The organism is Streptomyces sp. WAC 04229 (assembly GCF_003947455.1).
Classification (GTDB): domain Bacteria; phylum Actinomycetota; class Actinomycetes; order Streptomycetales; family Streptomycetaceae; genus Streptomyces.
In genome coordinates this window covers 44,128-58,254 of record NZ_QHJH01000031.1, presented here as the reverse complement: position 1 = coordinate 58,254, position 14,127 = coordinate 44,128, and the positions used below count along the sequence as shown (strand labels likewise).

The following is a 14,127-nucleotide window of genomic DNA, read 5'->3' as shown; positions in this document are numbered from 1 at the left end:
CCTCTCCCCCCTCCCCCTGCGCGATCGGAGAAGCCATGTCCGCCGCAGCACCGGCCTCCCCAGTAGTCGGCTCTCCCCAGTCCGACACGGACAAGCGACACGCGATACGCCGAGCCATCGGCGCGGGCAGCATCGGCAATTTCGTCGAGCAGTTCGACTACGGCCTGTACGGCTACATGGCCCCCATCATGGCCCCGGCGTTCTTCCCCGAGAGCGACCGCACCGTGGCGGTGCTGGGCACATACGCGATCATCGCCATCGCCTGCCTGTTCCGCCCGCTCGGCGGCACCCTCGTGGGCCGCTGGGGCGACCGGGTCGGCCGCAAGAAGACCCTGTTGTGGACCATCGTCGCCATGGGCGTGACCACCGCCCTGATCGGCATGCTGCCCACGTACCAGCAGATCGGCATCGGTGCTCCGCTCCTGCTCCTGCTGCTCCGGGTCGTCCAGGGCGCGGTCTCGGGCGGCGAGTACGTGGGGGCCGTCGCCTTCATCGTGGAGTGGGCGGAGCCGAACCGCCGCGCCTACTACACGTCGTACGCCTCCAACAGCTGCTTCGTCGGCACCCTCGCCGGCGCCGGTACGGCGGCCCTCACCAGCTGGGTCTTCCAGGGCGAGGCCCTGGACTCGTACGGGTGGCGCCTGCCGTTCCTGCTGGCGATCCCGCTCAGCCTGGTCGGGGTGTGGCTGCGTCGCCACATCGAGGAGACCCCGGAGTTCGTCCGCGCCACGGCGGAGGGCACGGACGTCGTCAAGTCGCCGGTCCGCGAGGCGCTGCGCTCGCAGTGGCGGCCCATCCTGGTCTTCTGCGGGATCTCGATCATGCTCGCGATCCTGTCCTACACCTGGGTCACGTTCTATCCGCAGTACCTGACCGACACACTCGGTCTGCCGCGCTGGATGGGCCTGGCCTCGAACGCCATCTCCATCGCGGTCCTCATCCCCTTCCTGCCGCTGGCCGGCATGCTGTCCGACCGGATCGGGCGCAAGCCGATGCTGGTGACGGGCGCCCTCGCGTGCATCGTGCTGGTCCCGCTCGCCTTCCGGGTGGGCGAGGAGGGCACCTTCGGGGCCGCGGTGGCCAGTCAACTCATCTACATCGTGCCGGAGTTCTTCCTCACCGGCATCGTCACCGTCTGTGCGGCCGAGCTGTTCTCCACGCGGACCAGGTTCAGCGCGAGCGCCATCGCGTACAACAGCTCGTTCTCCATCTTCATGGGCATCACGCCGTTCGTCGCGACGCTGCTGGTCAGCACCTTCGACACCATCTACGCCGTCTGGGCCTACCTGGCGGCGGGCGCCCTCCTGGCGCTGGTGGTGGTGAGCGCCTTCATGACGGAGACGTACCGGAGCCACCTGGGCGCGGACAAGTTCGCCGCCCGCAAGTGAGTGGGTTGGTACATACGCATTCACACACTAGTTCATTCACGCACAGCCGAACAGATGTCATCGATTCACAGGAACGGAAGCACCATGCCTCTCGACCCCGTCGCATACCTCCCCTACAAGGACCCGGACGACTTCATCCGCGAGGTGACTGATCGCATCTGGGTCGACCGGGACATCGCCCACATCGTCGACAACTACGAGCCCGACTCGATCGTGCACACCAGCCTCGGCACCGTCGTCGGCCGTGACGGTGTCATCGAGGGCACCACCATCCGCATGGGCAGTACGCCGGGCCACATCGGCCAGGCGGAGGACGTGGTCTGGGAGGCGCGCGGCGACGACGCCTTCCTCAGCTCCCACCTGGTCTTCTCGGCCGACGAGCACCTGGTGGACGGCCGCAACATCCGCATCCGCAAGCGCACGGTGGCCAACTGCCTGTACCGCAGGGGCCGGATGGTGGAGGAGTGGGTGGTGCGCGACGAGCTGGCCGACTGCCTCCAGCGCGGCGTGGACCCCGCCGATGCGGCGCGCCGGCTCACCTTCCAGGGCTACAGCGGCTCCATGCTCGACGAGCCGCCGACGGACGTGCTGCTGGAAGGCGTCAGCGGCGCCCGTCAGGACGAGTACCGCCCCGAGTGCGAGATGGTGCTGCAGTTCATCGACGAGGTGTGGACGCGGCGCCAGTTGCACCGGGTCAACGACTTCATGGTCCGCGACCTGTTCCTGCACACGGTCGGCGACCGTACCGTCATCCGCCCCGAGCGCTACCAGAGCGACCTCCTCGCCATGGTCGGCCCCTTCCCCGACGCGCGGTTCGCCGTCCGGGACATCCAGACCAACCACTCACCGCGCTACGCGGGTCTGCGCGTCGCCGTCCTGTGGACCATGCACGGCACCTACCGCGGCACCCCCGCCTTCGGCCCCCTCACCGGCCGGCCGGTGACGGTGCTCGGCGTGTCGCAGTTCCTGGTCCAGGACGGCCGCATCGTGAAGGAGGTCCGCGTCTACGACGAGATCTCGCTCCGCGCGCAGATCGACGCGGGACGCGAGGAGGGCCCGCAGGTGGAGGCCAACATCTACTGAGCCTCTCCCCTGTCGTCGGCGGTCCGGCACTCGGGTGCCGGACCGCCCTCGGGGCCTGTTCGGCCATGACGCGCGGAGCCGCGGGGCGCCGGCGGCTACTGCGGAGGGTTGAGCTTGCGGAAGTAGGTCCAGCTCGTCTCGTTCGGCTCGCTCCACTTCTCCGGGGCGTGCGCGAACTCCGGATGACGGTGGGCGATGTACGCACGGGTGCGCTCGGGAACCTCGGTGTAGGCGCCGAGCTTGCGGCCCCGGCAGTGGTAGGTGAGGCCGCCGGGCCGCTGTCCGCGGGCCATCCACGGAAGCCACGGGGACATCCGGGACCACGACATGGTCGCCGGGACACCGGGTGCGGGGCCCGCCAGGTCGGCACGGTCGGCGAAGAACTGGAAGAGTTCCAGAGCCCTGTACGTGTCGCCGGCCGAGTGGACCGGGTACTGGGCCACGGGCAGCGGCGAGGGGTAGGCGAGCGGGATCTCCAGGCTGAAGCAGACCTGCCCGCCGAGTTCGGTCGTCGGGACGGGGAAGGGGCGCCACCTCTGGTTCGCCGGGTCGTTCCACACGTGCACGACCGGCAGGTCCCGCCAGGTCTCCAGGATCTCGCGGCTGACGGGGTCGAGGTAGAAGGCGGCCTCGCGGGTGAGCAGGCGGTAGGCGTCCGGGCCTCCGTCGGCGTCCTGGACGAGGCGGGCGACGTTGACCCCCTCGAAGCCGAAGAGACGCTCGTACGGCTCGTCGGGGCCCCAGCCGTACACGTCACCGGTCCACCAGTACGTGACCTCCTCGCCGTCCAGCGAGGCACGGGTGCGGGCGAGGGCGCGGAGCTGTTCTGCGGGTGTCGTCATAAGAAGTACTCTGCGCGATCACCGTGGTGACGCGGCGCCGATCACCCCGGCATGGCCCGGAATCGACCGAAAGAAAGCTGCACCCTGCCGGGTGACGGCAGGGGTTGCTGGGGGATCTCCCCGATGTTCCGTGCCCGGCCAGTCGGCAGTGTGGAGGGCATGACCTCAACGCACATGTCACGAAGGGCATTCGGGCACGTGGCGGTCGCCGGGGCCGCCGCAGTGGCCACCGGCCTGGCCCTGCCCGCCCGTCGCGCCGGTGCCGCGCCGATGTCGCCGCAGCCGCTGCCGCCCTTGGACCCCGCCGCGCTTCAGGCGGTCATCGACGACCGCGCGGCCCCTCCGTCGACCGCGGCACAGCTCCGGATCGGCGGGACGGCCGGCCACTGGCGTGGCACCTCGGGCCTCGCCGACCTCGGGAGCCGGCGTCCGGTGCGGGCGGGTGACAGGGTCCGGATCGGCAGCGTGACCAAGGTCTTCGTCGCCACGGTCGTCCTCCAGCTGGTGGCGGAGCGCCGGCTGACGCTGGACACACCGGTGCGGCGGATCCTGCCGGGCCTCTTGCCGGACCGGTACCGCTCGATCACCGTGGCCCACCTGTTGAACCACACCAGCGGGCTGCCCGACCACGTCGGCATCCCGGAGCCGGATACCGCCGAGGAGGTGTTCCGGCACCGCTTCGACCACTGGACGCCGCGGGAGTGGGTGGCGACGGCGACGCGCGGTCCGCTGAAGTTCGCGCCGGGGACGCGGCAGGAGTACCGCGGCATCAACTACGTGCTGGCCGCCCTGATCGTCGACACGCTGACCGGCCGCCCGTACGGGGAGGCGGTGGCGGCCCGCGTCCTGCGCCCGCTGGGCCTGGCCCGCACCACCGTGCCGGGAGACGACCCGCGCATCCGTGGCCGGCATGTGCACGGGTACCTCAGGACGGCGGACGGCCGGCTGCGGGACATCACCGAGTACGACCAGTCGTCGGCCCGGGGCGAAGGCGACATGATCTCCACGGTGGACGACGTGGACCGGCTGCTCACCGCGCTGTTCTCGGGCGCACTGCTGCCGCCCCGGCTGCTCCGGCTGATGTTCACCCTGCCGCCGGACGGGGTGCGCATGCTCGACGGCAGCCCCGCCCGCTACAGCACCGGACTGCAGCGGGCCACCGTCAACGGCGTCGACCTGTGGGGCAAGACCGGCGAGACGTACGGCTACAAGAACGCCGCGTTCTCCACCCGCGACCAGCGCCGCCGCTTCGTCCTCGCGTACCACCCGACGACGGTCCGCGACGGTACGGAGAGCCAGATGACCGCCCGGGTCGCCGACCTGTTGACGCGGGAAGCCGGCGGCACCGGGTGACGCACCCGGTCACGGTGGCGGCGACCCGGCGGACGGGTGGGTCTGCGGGGACGGGCGCAGGAAGGCGCGGGCCCGGGGTGTGTGCTGGTAGTGGACGTGCCGGCCGGAGCGGGTGCGGTGCACCAGGTCGGCGGCGAGGAGGCGGGTGAGGTGGAAGGAGACCGTCGCGGGGGCGAGGTGGTGCAGGGCGGCCAGGGCCGTGGTGGTGCGCGGTTCGGTCAGGCTGTGGAGGATCGCCAGTCGGGTGGTACCTAGGACGGGGGCGATGCGCGGGCCCGGGCGGCGTACGGCGCCCATCGGGATGGCGAGCTGGGCCTCCTCGCGTCGCAGGGGGGCGTGCAGGCCGACCCGGTTCAGGAAGAGGCTCGGGATGAGCGTGAGGGGGTGCGTGCCGCCGACCTCGCCCTCGTAGGCCGAGGTGACCTGTAGTGCGCCGTCCTGCCAGCGCAGGGAGGAGTGCAGGGCCGCGAGGGCACCGCCGAGTCCTTCGCGGGCCGCGACGGCGCCGTGCCGTTCCACGAAGCCCTCGAAACTCGCGGTGGTCTCGGACCAGCGCGGTGCCATCGCCTTCGACCACAGCCAGTGCAGCTCGCGGGCGAGACGCTCCCGCAGTTCGCTCTCGCCGACCTCGATCCTGGGCCGCACCCGCTCCTCGGCCCGTTCGAGCTGGCCTTCGCGCAGCCAGGGGCAGCGGCTGCCCCGCGCCTGTCCCCCGGCCAGGAAGGCGGTGAACTGGGTCCCCACCGTGCTCGTCGGGGTCGTGGCGACGGCGTGCAACTGGTCCTCGACCGACGGCAGGAAGGTACGGGGCGCCGGTGTGAGCAGTTCCGGGAGGTAGGCGGTGTATCCGCGGGACACCGCGGCGAGCGTCGGCAGCCGGCCGGAGGACAGCAGGGCCCCGACCTGACGGAGGGCGGGCGGAGGTCTGCGGACCTCGGACACCGCTACCAGCGCGGCCGCCAACTCCCCCACGGGTGACACGGCCCAGCGCAGACCGGCCAGCCGCTCGGCGGGCATGTGCAGGCGAATCACGAGTCCGCTCCCCTGTGCGTTCTCAACCCCGATGAACGGTTCGTCGCAGACCGGCATTCGAACCTGATCGAATCAACGCGTCAGGCAGGCGTTCGGTTCCTAGGCTCCGGGGACCACCGTCACAGCCGTAGGAAGGGCATGACCCCGTGCACCAGCAGATGATCTACGTGAACCTGGCCACCAACGACCTCGAGGCTGCCAGGAAGTTCTTCACCGAACTGGGCTTCGCCGCCGACGACAACTTCAGCGACGACACGACGGCCGCGATTCCCCTCAGCGACACCGTCAACGTCATGCTGCACACCCACCGAAAGTACGCCGAGTTCACGAAGAAGCGGATCGTGGACTCGACATCGTCCAGCGAGGTTCTGCTCGCCCTGAGCGCCGCCAGTCGGGAGGAGGTCGACGCGCTGGTCGAGAAGGCGGTGGCCGCGGGGGGCTCGGTCACCGGTGAGCCCCAGGACCACGGCTTCATGTACGGCCGCGCCTTCGACGACCTCGACGGGCACACGTGGGAGGTGATGTGGATGGACCCGACGGCGGCGCAGGGCTGATTCCGGCGGCCGTCGCGGTCACTCCGACGCCGGGGCGTGCGGGCCGGTCGCCGGTGGTTCGGCCGGACGGTCCCGTCCGCCGTCGCGGCCGGACACCACCACGATCAGGAGACCCACGACGACGGCGGCGGCGACGACGCGTCCGGCGGCTCGCGTCGTCCATCCCGCCCGGGACGCGCCCTCGTGCGTCCCGGGCGCGCCGAGTCGCTCGGCGCGCCGGGCGGGTCTCATCAGACGCAGCAACAGCAATGCCGCCACGGGGAGTTGCAGCAGCCAGAGCACGGTGCGCGGCCACTCTCCGTACCAGACGTTGGTCCCGTACAGCAGGGTGTGCCAGACGCTCAGCACATACACGACGATGACGAACCGGTGCAGTCGCCGCCAGGTGTTCGCGCCGATGCGGTGCCGGACGTAGAACAACAGACCCAGGGGAACGGCCAGGTACAGGGCGGCCTGGCCGATGGGGATGGCGATCCGGCCGGTGCCGGAGTCGTACCAGCCGGGCACGAAGCTGTCCGCGAAGGCGACCCAGAGCCGCTCGGCCCACCCCACCTTCGTCTCGTAGCGCACGAGTTCGGCCGCGAACATCAGCGCGTGCGCGAACATCAGGGCCATCGTGGTCAGGCTGGTCGTACGGTGCCAGCGTTCCAGCACCTGCCGGGATACGGGCAGTTGGGTGGGACGCGGTCCGGACAGCAGCAGTCCGAGCATCACCGTGCCCCACGCCCACAGCAGGCCGGACCAGCCGAACGCCTGGCTGAGCAGGTACATCCAGTAGGTGCCCGGGTCGTCCATGAACGGCATGACCGCGACGGTGGCCGACTCCCCCGACCCCATGCGTGCGTAGAGGAACGCGAACACGGCCGCGGTGACCACCACCGCCGCGGTCGCGTCGGGCACCGCGGACCGCAGATCACCTCGGAGGGCGGGGCGGTCGGCGGGGCGTCGCTCGCCTCCGGTCCGAGCGGCGGCCGGCCCGTCTTCCTCGGGCCTCGCGTTGGACAGCATCAGGGACCTCCCGGGCGCCGCCACCGCCGCGACGGTGCGCGTGTGTCGTGGGGCCATCAGTCTGGCCGACGGGACAGCGGAGCACCGAGTCGCGATCAAGCCATGGCGTCGGAGGTGCGCGGCCGAAAAGGCACGGTGGCGCCGGTACTTCGCGGCACGCCGCGCTCAGCGGGAACCGTCGTTCGTGACCGGATAGGGCACGAAGGTGCTGCTGTTCTGGTCGATGAGCAGCCCGCGGCCCAGCGGTGGCGCGGCCCGCTGGGAGCAGTCGAGGCGCTCACAGACGCGGCAGCCCATGCCGATGGGGGTCGCGGCGGCGGCGTTGCCGAGGTCGAGGCCGTCCGAGTAGACGAGCCGGTGGGCGTGGCGGGTCTCGCAGCCGAGGCCGATGGCGTACGTCCTGCCGGCGTCGTTCCACCGGCCGCGGTGGCGGGTGACCGCCCGGGCGGTCCACAGATAGCGCTGCCCATCGGGCATCTCGGCGATCTGGACGTGGATACGGCCGGGGGCGGCGAACGCCTCGTAGACGTTCCACAGCGGGCAGGTGCCGCCCGCCCGGGAGAAGTGGAAGCCGGTGGCCGACTGCCGCTTGGACATGTTGCCGGCCCGGTCGACGCGGACGAAGGAGAACGGTACGCCGCGCAGCCGGGGCCGCTGGAGGGTGCTCAGGCGGTGGCAGACCGTCTCGTAGCCGACGCCGTAGTGATCGGTGAGCAGGTCGATGTCGTAGCGGGCCTCCTCGGCCGCGGCGTGGAAGGTGCCGTAGGGCAGGATCAGCGCGGCGGCGAAGTAGTTGGCGATGCCGATGCGGGTCAGGGCGTGCGGTGCCGATCCGGGCGTGAAGTCCTCGGCGGCGTGCCGGTCGAGGGCGTCCCCGTGCTCCAGCAGGGCGAGCTGGGTGGCCATGCGGAAGGCGCGCCGCCCGGGACGCAGGCGCGGCGACAGGTAAAGGGTGCGGGTCGCCTCGTCGTAGCGGTGGAGCCGGTCGCCGGCCTCGGCGGCCAAGTGGACGCCGTGGGCCTGGGCGAGTCGGGCGGTGAGTGCGCCGATCACCTCGCCGGGCCGGACGCCGATCTCCGCGGCCAGGCTCTCGGCCGCGAGGTCGGTGTCGTGCAGGTAGTTCTCGCGCCGGTAGAAGAAGTCCCTGACCTCCTCGTGGGGTGAGGAGGCCGCCGACTCGCCGGCCCGGCCGTCCGTGGCACCGGCCAGCCGCTCGGACAGCCGCTGGTTGCGCCGGCCGAGGTCGAGCAGGACGCGGGCCACTTCGGGTGTCCGCGCCGCGAGGTCGGTCAGGTCGGCGGCGGAGACCCGGGATCCGGCGATCTCCGTGGACAGGGCCTCGCGCAGGTCGGCGACGAGGCGGGTCGTGTCGCGTGCCGAGAAGAACCCCGGGTCGACGCCGAACGCCTCGGTCAGCCGCAGCAGCACCGGCACCGTGAGCGGGCGGGAGTCGTGCTCCATCTGGTTGAGGTAGCTCGGCGAGATGCCGAGCACCCGGGCCAGCTCGGCCTGGCTCATCCGACGGTCCTCACGCAGGCGCCGCAGCCGCGCCCCCGCATAGGTCTTGCTCACGGCCACTCCTCCGCACCAGGAAATTGACCGCCAGAGTACGGGACGAGACCCGCCGACGAACCTTCGCAACCTTGGCAGAACCCCCGTCGGAAGATTCGCAGAACTTTGCAATCATCCCTACTTGATGGCACTCAGTGCCAGTGACAGAGTCTTAGAGCGGCCCGCCGGAACCGGTGGCCGGTCAACCGGTAGCGACTTGCGATTTCATGCCCTGACGTCGCACTAGGTCGGTGCGGTTGATCACTCTCACCGCCAGCATTGCTCATCCCCTACTCCAGGGGTCCGGCGGGCTGCAACCACCAGAACGACACGCAGTGCCACACCCGATTCCGATCAGCTCGGGATTGGCAGACACCACAGACCGAGGAGACGGTGACAGTCATGGCAGAGGCGAGGACACAGGCGGCCGAGGAACTCGCGCGGCGCTGGGCCACCGACCCGAGGTGGCAGGGCATCGAGCGCACCTACCGCGCCGACGAGGTGCTGCGGCTCTCCGGCAGCGTCCGCGAGGAGCACACCCTCGCCCGGCGCGGTGCCGAGCGGCTGTGGCGGCAGCTGCACGATCTGGACTACGTGCACGCGCTCGGAGCGCTCACCGGCGGGCAGGCCGTGCAGCAGGTCAAGGCGGGCCTCCAGGCCATCTACCTGTCCGGCTGGCAGGTCGCCGCCGACGCCAACCAGGCCGGACACACCTACCCGGACCAGAGCCTGTACCCGGCCAACTCGGTGCCGCAGGTGGTACGCCGCATCAACAACGCGCTGCTGCGTGCCGACCAGATCGCCACGTCCGAAGGCGCCGGGGACACCACCGACTGGCTTGCGCCGATCGTGGCGGACGCGGAGGCCGGTTTCGGCGGCCCGCTGAACGCCTTCGAACTGACCAAGGCGATGATCGCCGCCGGCGCGGCCGGCATCCACTACGAGGACCAGCTCGCCTCCGAGAAGAAGTGCGGCCACCTCGGCGGCAAGGTGCTGGTGCCGACCTCGCAGCACATCCGCACCCTCAACGCGGCCCGGCTGGCCGCCGACATCGCCGACGTGCCGACCGTGATCGTCGCCCGCACCGACGCGCTCGCCGCCAACCTGCTCACCAGCGACGTCGACGAGCGCGACGCCGAGTTCGTCACCGGCGAACGCACAGCGGAGGGCTTCTACCGGGTGCGCAACGGGATGGCCCCGGTCATCGCACGCGGCCTCGCCTACGCGCCGTACTCCGACCTGATCTGGGTCGAGACCGGCACCCCGGACCTCGCCCAGGCCCGTGAGTTCGCCGAGGCGATCCACGCGCAGTACCCCGACCAGATGCTCGCCTACAACTGCTCGCCGTCCTTCAACTGGAAGGCGGCGCTGGACGACGACCAGATCGCCAAGTTCCAGCGGGAGCTGGGCGCGATGGGCTACAAGTTCCAGTTCATCACCCTGGCCGGTTTCCACTCCCTGAACCACGGCATGTTCGACCTGGCCCGCGGCTACGCCGAGCACGGCATGACCGCCTACGTCGGCCTCCAGGAGAAGGAGTTCGCCGCCCAGGCCCAGGGCTTCACCGCCGTCAAGCACCAGCGCGAGGTCGGCACCGGCTACTTCGACCTGGTCTCCACCGCCGTCAACCCGGCCTCCTCCACCACCGCTCTCGCCGGGTCCACGGAGGAAGAGCAGTTCCACTAGGCAGCCCGGCCGGGCCGCCCGCGCGGCCCGGCCCGCCCTCCCCTCTCCCAGGAGATCGCCATGACCACCCTCGCACCGCCCCACCAACTCCGTGTCCTCGCCGCTCCGGGCCACCGGCACGACGAGATCCTCACCCCCGCCGCCCTGGACTTCGTCGGCCGTCTCGCCGCGGCCTTCGGGGAGCGCCGGCGGGACCTCATGAAGGAACGCCGCCGCCAGGCCCTGCGGCTCGCGTCGGGCTCTCCTCTCGTCTTCCCCATGGTCACCGCGGCGGTGCGGGACGATCCGTCCTGGCGGGTCGCGCCGCCCGCGCCCGGTCTGACCGACCGGCGGGTGGAGATCACCGGGCCGCCGGACCGCCGTATGGCCGTCAACGCGCTGAACTCGGGTGCCAGGGTGTGGATGGCGGACTTCGAGGACGCCACGGCCCCCACCTGGGACAACATCGTCAACGGCCAGCTCACCCTGCTCGACGCCGTCGAGCGCCGTATCGACTTCACCACGCCGGAGGGCAAGGAGTACCGGCTCGCCGACCGCGACCGGCTCGCCACCCTCATGGTCCGCCCGCGCGGCTGGCACCTCGACGAGGAGCACCTGGAGTTCGACGGCGGCCCCGTGCCCGCGGCCCTCGTCGACTTCGGCCTCTACTTCTTCCACTGCGCGCGGCTGCAGATAGACGCGGGCCGCGGCCCGTACTTCTACCTCCCCAAGCTGGAGAACCGCTACGAGGCCCGCCTCTGGAACGACGTCTTCCTGCTGGCGCAGGAGTTGCTCGGCATCCCCCGGGGCACGGTCCGGGCCACCGTCCTCATCGAGACGATCACCGCGGCGTTCGAGATGGAGGAGATCCTGTACGAGCTGCGCGAGCACTCCGCCGGTCTCAACGCCGGCCGCTGGGACTACCTCTTCAGCATCATCAAGACCTTCGGGCACCGCACCGACTTCCTCCTCCCGGACCGCGCGAGGGTCACGATGACCGCGCCCTTCATGCGCGCCTACACCGAACTGCTCGTGCGCACCTGCCACAGGCGCGGAGCGCACGCCGTCGGCGGCATGGCCGCCCAGGTGCCGGGCGGCGACCCGGCCGCGAACGAGGCGGCCTTCGCCAAGGTGCGGCTGGACAAGGAACGCGAGGCGGAGGACGGCTTCGACGGCTCCTGGGTGGCCCACCCGGCCCTGGTGCCGGTGTGCCGCGACGTCTTCGACGGCGTGCTCGGCGAACGGCCCCACCAGCTCGACCGCACCCGCGACGACGTCGAGGTCACGGCCGTCGATCTGCTGTCGGTCCGCCGGGTCACCGGCCCGCCGACCCCGGAGGGCGTGCGCACCAACATCTCCGTCGCGCTGCGCTACTTCGCCGGCTGGCTGCGCGGGGAGGGCGCGGTCGCGGTGGACGGGCTGATGGAGGACGCGGCCACCGCCGAGATCGCCCGCGTGCAGGTCTGGCAGTGGCTGCGGCACCGGGTGATCGACCGGGAGACCGTGCTGCGGCTGCTCGACGAGGAGGTCGTCGCGCTCGGCGCGATCTCCCCGTGGGCGTCCTTCGACGACATCCGGGCGCTGTTCGAGCGGACGGTGCTGGCGGGTGAACTGCCGCTGTTCTTCACCCCGGACGCGTACACCCGCCACCTCGTGCGGCGCACGGAGACCGGGTCATGAGCGTCGGCATCCGGCGCGTCGGTGTGGTCGGCGGCGGGCAGATGGGCGCCGGCATCGCCGAGGTGTGTGCCCGGGCGGGTCTGGACACGGTGGTGTGCGAGGCCGACGCCCTCGCCGCCCGCACCGCCCGGGAACGGGTGGCGGCCTCCCTCGACCGCGCGGTACGGCGCGGGAAGCTGGAGCCGTCGGGGGCGGAGGACGCGCTGGCCCACCTCGTGTTCACGGGCAGCCTCGACGACCTCGCCGACCGTCAGCTGGTCGTCGAGGCGGTGGTGGAGAACGCGGACGCCAAGGCGGAGGTCTTCGGCGCGCTCGACAAGATCGTCGAGGATCCGCGGGCCGTGCTGGCCACCAACACCTCCTCGCTGCCGGTCATGCGGCTGGGCATGGCGACCGGCCGCGCGGACCGGGTCGTGGGCCTGCACTTCTTCAATCCCGTGCCGGTGCTGCCCCTGGTCGAGGTCGTCTCGTCCCTTCACACGTCGGCGGACACGGTCTTGCTCGTCGAGGACTTCGCGACCCGCGCGCTCGGCAAGACGGTGGTCCGGTCGCAGGACCGGGCGGGATTCGTCGTCAACGCGCTGCTCGTCCCGTACCTGTTGTCCGCCGTGCGGATGGCGGAGTCCGGCTTCGCCACCGCGGCGGACATCGACGCGGGCATGGAGCTGGGCTGCGCCCATCCCATGGGGCCGCTGCGGCTGGCCGACCTGATCGGTCTGGACACGGTCGCCTCGATCGCGGAGTCGCTGTACGACGAGTTCCGCGAGCAGTTGTACGCCCCGCCGCCGCTGCTCCAGCGCATGGTGGAGGCGGGGCTCCTCGGCCGGAAGAGCGGCCGGGGGTTCCACACCTACGACCGGGTCTGACCGCCGGGTTCCGGCGCGGCGCCGGCCGTGGTGGCGAGCCCGAGCTCGCGCTCGCCGAGTGGGGTGAAGAACCGCTCGACGTCCGCGTCGGTGACGTCGGCGAGGGCGGCCGGCGTCCAGCGGGGGGCGCGGTCCTTGTCGATGATCTGGGCGCGGATGCCCTCGACCAGGTCGGGTGCGGTCAGTGCCGCGCAGGAGACGCGGTACTCCTGGTCCAGGACGCGTTCCAGGGAGCCGAGGCCGCGGGCCCGGCGTACGGCGGCCATGGTGACCTTGAGGGAGGTCGGCGACCTGGTGAGCAGGGTCTCGGCGGCCTCCTTGGCGGCCGGATCGCCGTGGTCGTACAGCCGCCGCACCGCCTCCTCGACGGCGTCCGTGGCGTAGCAGGAGTCGATCCAGGTACGGTGCGCGGCCAGGACACCCGTCGGGGGCGCCTGCGTGTACCGGGCCAGGGCCTCGGCGGCGGGCAGCTCGGCCAGCTCGTCGACGAGGTCGCCCAGCGCGGCGGAGGGCACGTAGTGGTCGGCGAGTCCGCAGAGCAGCGCGTCGGCGGCGCCGATCTGCGTGCCGGTCAGGGCGAGGTGAGTACCGAGTTCGCCGGGGGCGCGGGCGAGCAGATGGGTTCCGCCGACGTCGGGGACGAAGCCGATGCCGGTCTCGGGCATGGCGATCCGGGAGCGTTCGGTGACGATCCGGTGACTGCCGTGCGCGGAGATGCCGACGCCACCTCCCATGACGATGCCGTCCATGACCGCGACGTACGGCTTCGGGTAGCGGGCGATGCGGGCGTTGAGCCGGTACTCGTCACGCCAGAAGGCGGCCGAGGCGGTGCCGTCGCCGTCGCGGGCGTCGTCGTGGATGGTCCGGATGTCGCCGCCCGCGCACAGGCCGCGCTCCCCGGCGCCGGTGACGACGACGGTCTCGACGGCCGGGTCCCGTTCCCATGCGGTCAGCGCCTCGTCGACGCGGAGCACCATCTCGTGGGTGAGGGAGTTCAGGGCCCTGGGCCGGTTGAGGGTGATGTGCGCGGCGCGGCCGGTGGTGTGCAGGAGTACGGGTGCGTCGGTGCCGTTCATCTCGACACCGTACTCGGCGGCACGCGAGG

The 14,127-nt window shown here is 71.5% G+C and carries 12 protein-coding genes; 7 read left to right on the top strand and 5 right to left on the bottom strand.

Going from position 1 to position 14,127, the window contains the following annotated elements; translation table 11 throughout:
- Positions 1-1,388, top strand: a 1,388-nt coding sequence (locus DMH12_RS12060) for an MFS transporter (RefSeq protein ID WP_221763124.1), incomplete at its 5' end; no start/stop codon positions are given.
- 84 nt (positions 1,389-1,472) lie between these two features.
- Positions 1,473-2,471, top strand: coding sequence for an ester cyclase (locus DMH12_RS12055; protein WP_125491567.1), 999 nt, complete (start codon positions 1,473-1,475; stop codon positions 2,469-2,471).
- Between the two features lie 95 nt (positions 2,472-2,566).
- On the opposite strand, the gene DMH12_RS12050 is transcribed toward DMH12_RS12055, so the two are convergent.
- On the bottom strand, positions 2,567-3,313 hold the full coding sequence (locus tag DMH12_RS12050; protein ID WP_125491566.1) for a DUF1838 family protein: 747 nt from the start codon (positions 3,311-3,313) through the stop codon (positions 2,567-2,569).
- Positions 3,314-3,472: 159 nt separating this feature from the next.
- On the opposite strand from DMH12_RS12050, the gene DMH12_RS12045 reads away from it, so the two are divergent.
- A complete protein-coding gene (locus DMH12_RS12045; RefSeq protein ID WP_125491565.1) occupies positions 3,473-4,666 on the top strand; it encodes a serine hydrolase in 1,194 nt (397 codons plus the stop codon).
- A 9-nt stretch (positions 4,667-4,675) separates the two neighbouring features.
- Here the strand turns inward: DMH12_RS12045 and DMH12_RS12040 are convergent, their stop codons facing one another.
- Positions 4,676-5,698 (bottom strand): helix-turn-helix transcriptional regulator, encoded by a 1,023-nt coding sequence (locus tag DMH12_RS12040; protein WP_185832272.1) that lies wholly within the window; start codon positions 5,696-5,698, stop codon positions 4,676-4,678.
- Between the two features lie 146 nt (positions 5,699-5,844).
- Between DMH12_RS12040 and DMH12_RS12035 the strand changes: the two genes are divergently transcribed.
- On the top strand, positions 5,845-6,252 hold the full coding sequence (locus DMH12_RS12035; RefSeq protein ID WP_125491563.1) for a VOC family protein: 408 nt from the start codon (positions 5,845-5,847) through the stop codon (positions 6,250-6,252).
- Between the two features lie 18 nt (positions 6,253-6,270).
- Here the strand turns inward: DMH12_RS12035 and DMH12_RS12030 are convergent, their stop codons facing one another.
- Both DMH12_RS12030 and DMH12_RS12025 read right to left on the bottom strand, forming a co-directional pair.
- The gene (locus DMH12_RS12030) at positions 6,271-7,260 is read right to left on the bottom strand and encodes a ferric reductase-like transmembrane domain-containing protein (protein ID WP_125491562.1); all 990 of its coding nucleotides are present in this window, start codon (positions 7,258-7,260) and stop codon (positions 6,271-6,273) included.
- A gap of 165 nt (positions 7,261-7,425) precedes the next feature.
- Positions 7,426-8,832, bottom strand: a complete 1,407-nt coding sequence (locus tag DMH12_RS12025; RefSeq protein WP_125491561.1) for a short-chain fatty acyl-CoA regulator family protein — start codon at positions 8,830-8,832, stop codon at positions 7,426-7,428.
- Between the two features lie 381 nt (positions 8,833-9,213).
- Between DMH12_RS12025 and aceA the strand changes: the two genes are divergently transcribed.
- From aceA to DMH12_RS12010, 3 genes are read left to right on the top strand one after another with little or no spacing between them, the layout of a single operon-like run.
- Positions 9,214-10,497, top strand: a complete 1,284-nt coding sequence (gene aceA, locus DMH12_RS12020) for an isocitrate lyase (protein ID WP_125491560.1) — start codon at positions 9,214-9,216, stop codon at positions 10,495-10,497.
- Between the two features lie 60 nt (positions 10,498-10,557).
- Entirely contained in the window at positions 10,558-12,156 is a 1,599-nt protein-coding gene (gene aceB, locus DMH12_RS12015; protein WP_125491559.1) for a malate synthase A, read from the top strand.
- A complete protein-coding gene (locus DMH12_RS12010; protein WP_125491558.1) occupies positions 12,153-13,022 on the top strand; it encodes a 3-hydroxybutyryl-CoA dehydrogenase in 870 nt (289 codons plus the stop codon). Before aceB ends, DMH12_RS12010 begins: the two co-directional genes overlap by 4 nt.
- Here DMH12_RS12010 and DMH12_RS12005 read toward each other — a convergent pair.
- The gene (locus DMH12_RS12005; protein WP_125491557.1) at positions 13,007-14,098 is read right to left on the bottom strand and encodes an enoyl-CoA hydratase/isomerase family protein; all 1,092 of its coding nucleotides are present in this window, start codon (positions 14,096-14,098) and stop codon (positions 13,007-13,009) included. The genes DMH12_RS12010 and DMH12_RS12005 overlap by 16 nt on opposite strands.
- Between the last annotated feature and the right edge of the window lie 29 nt (positions 14,099-14,127).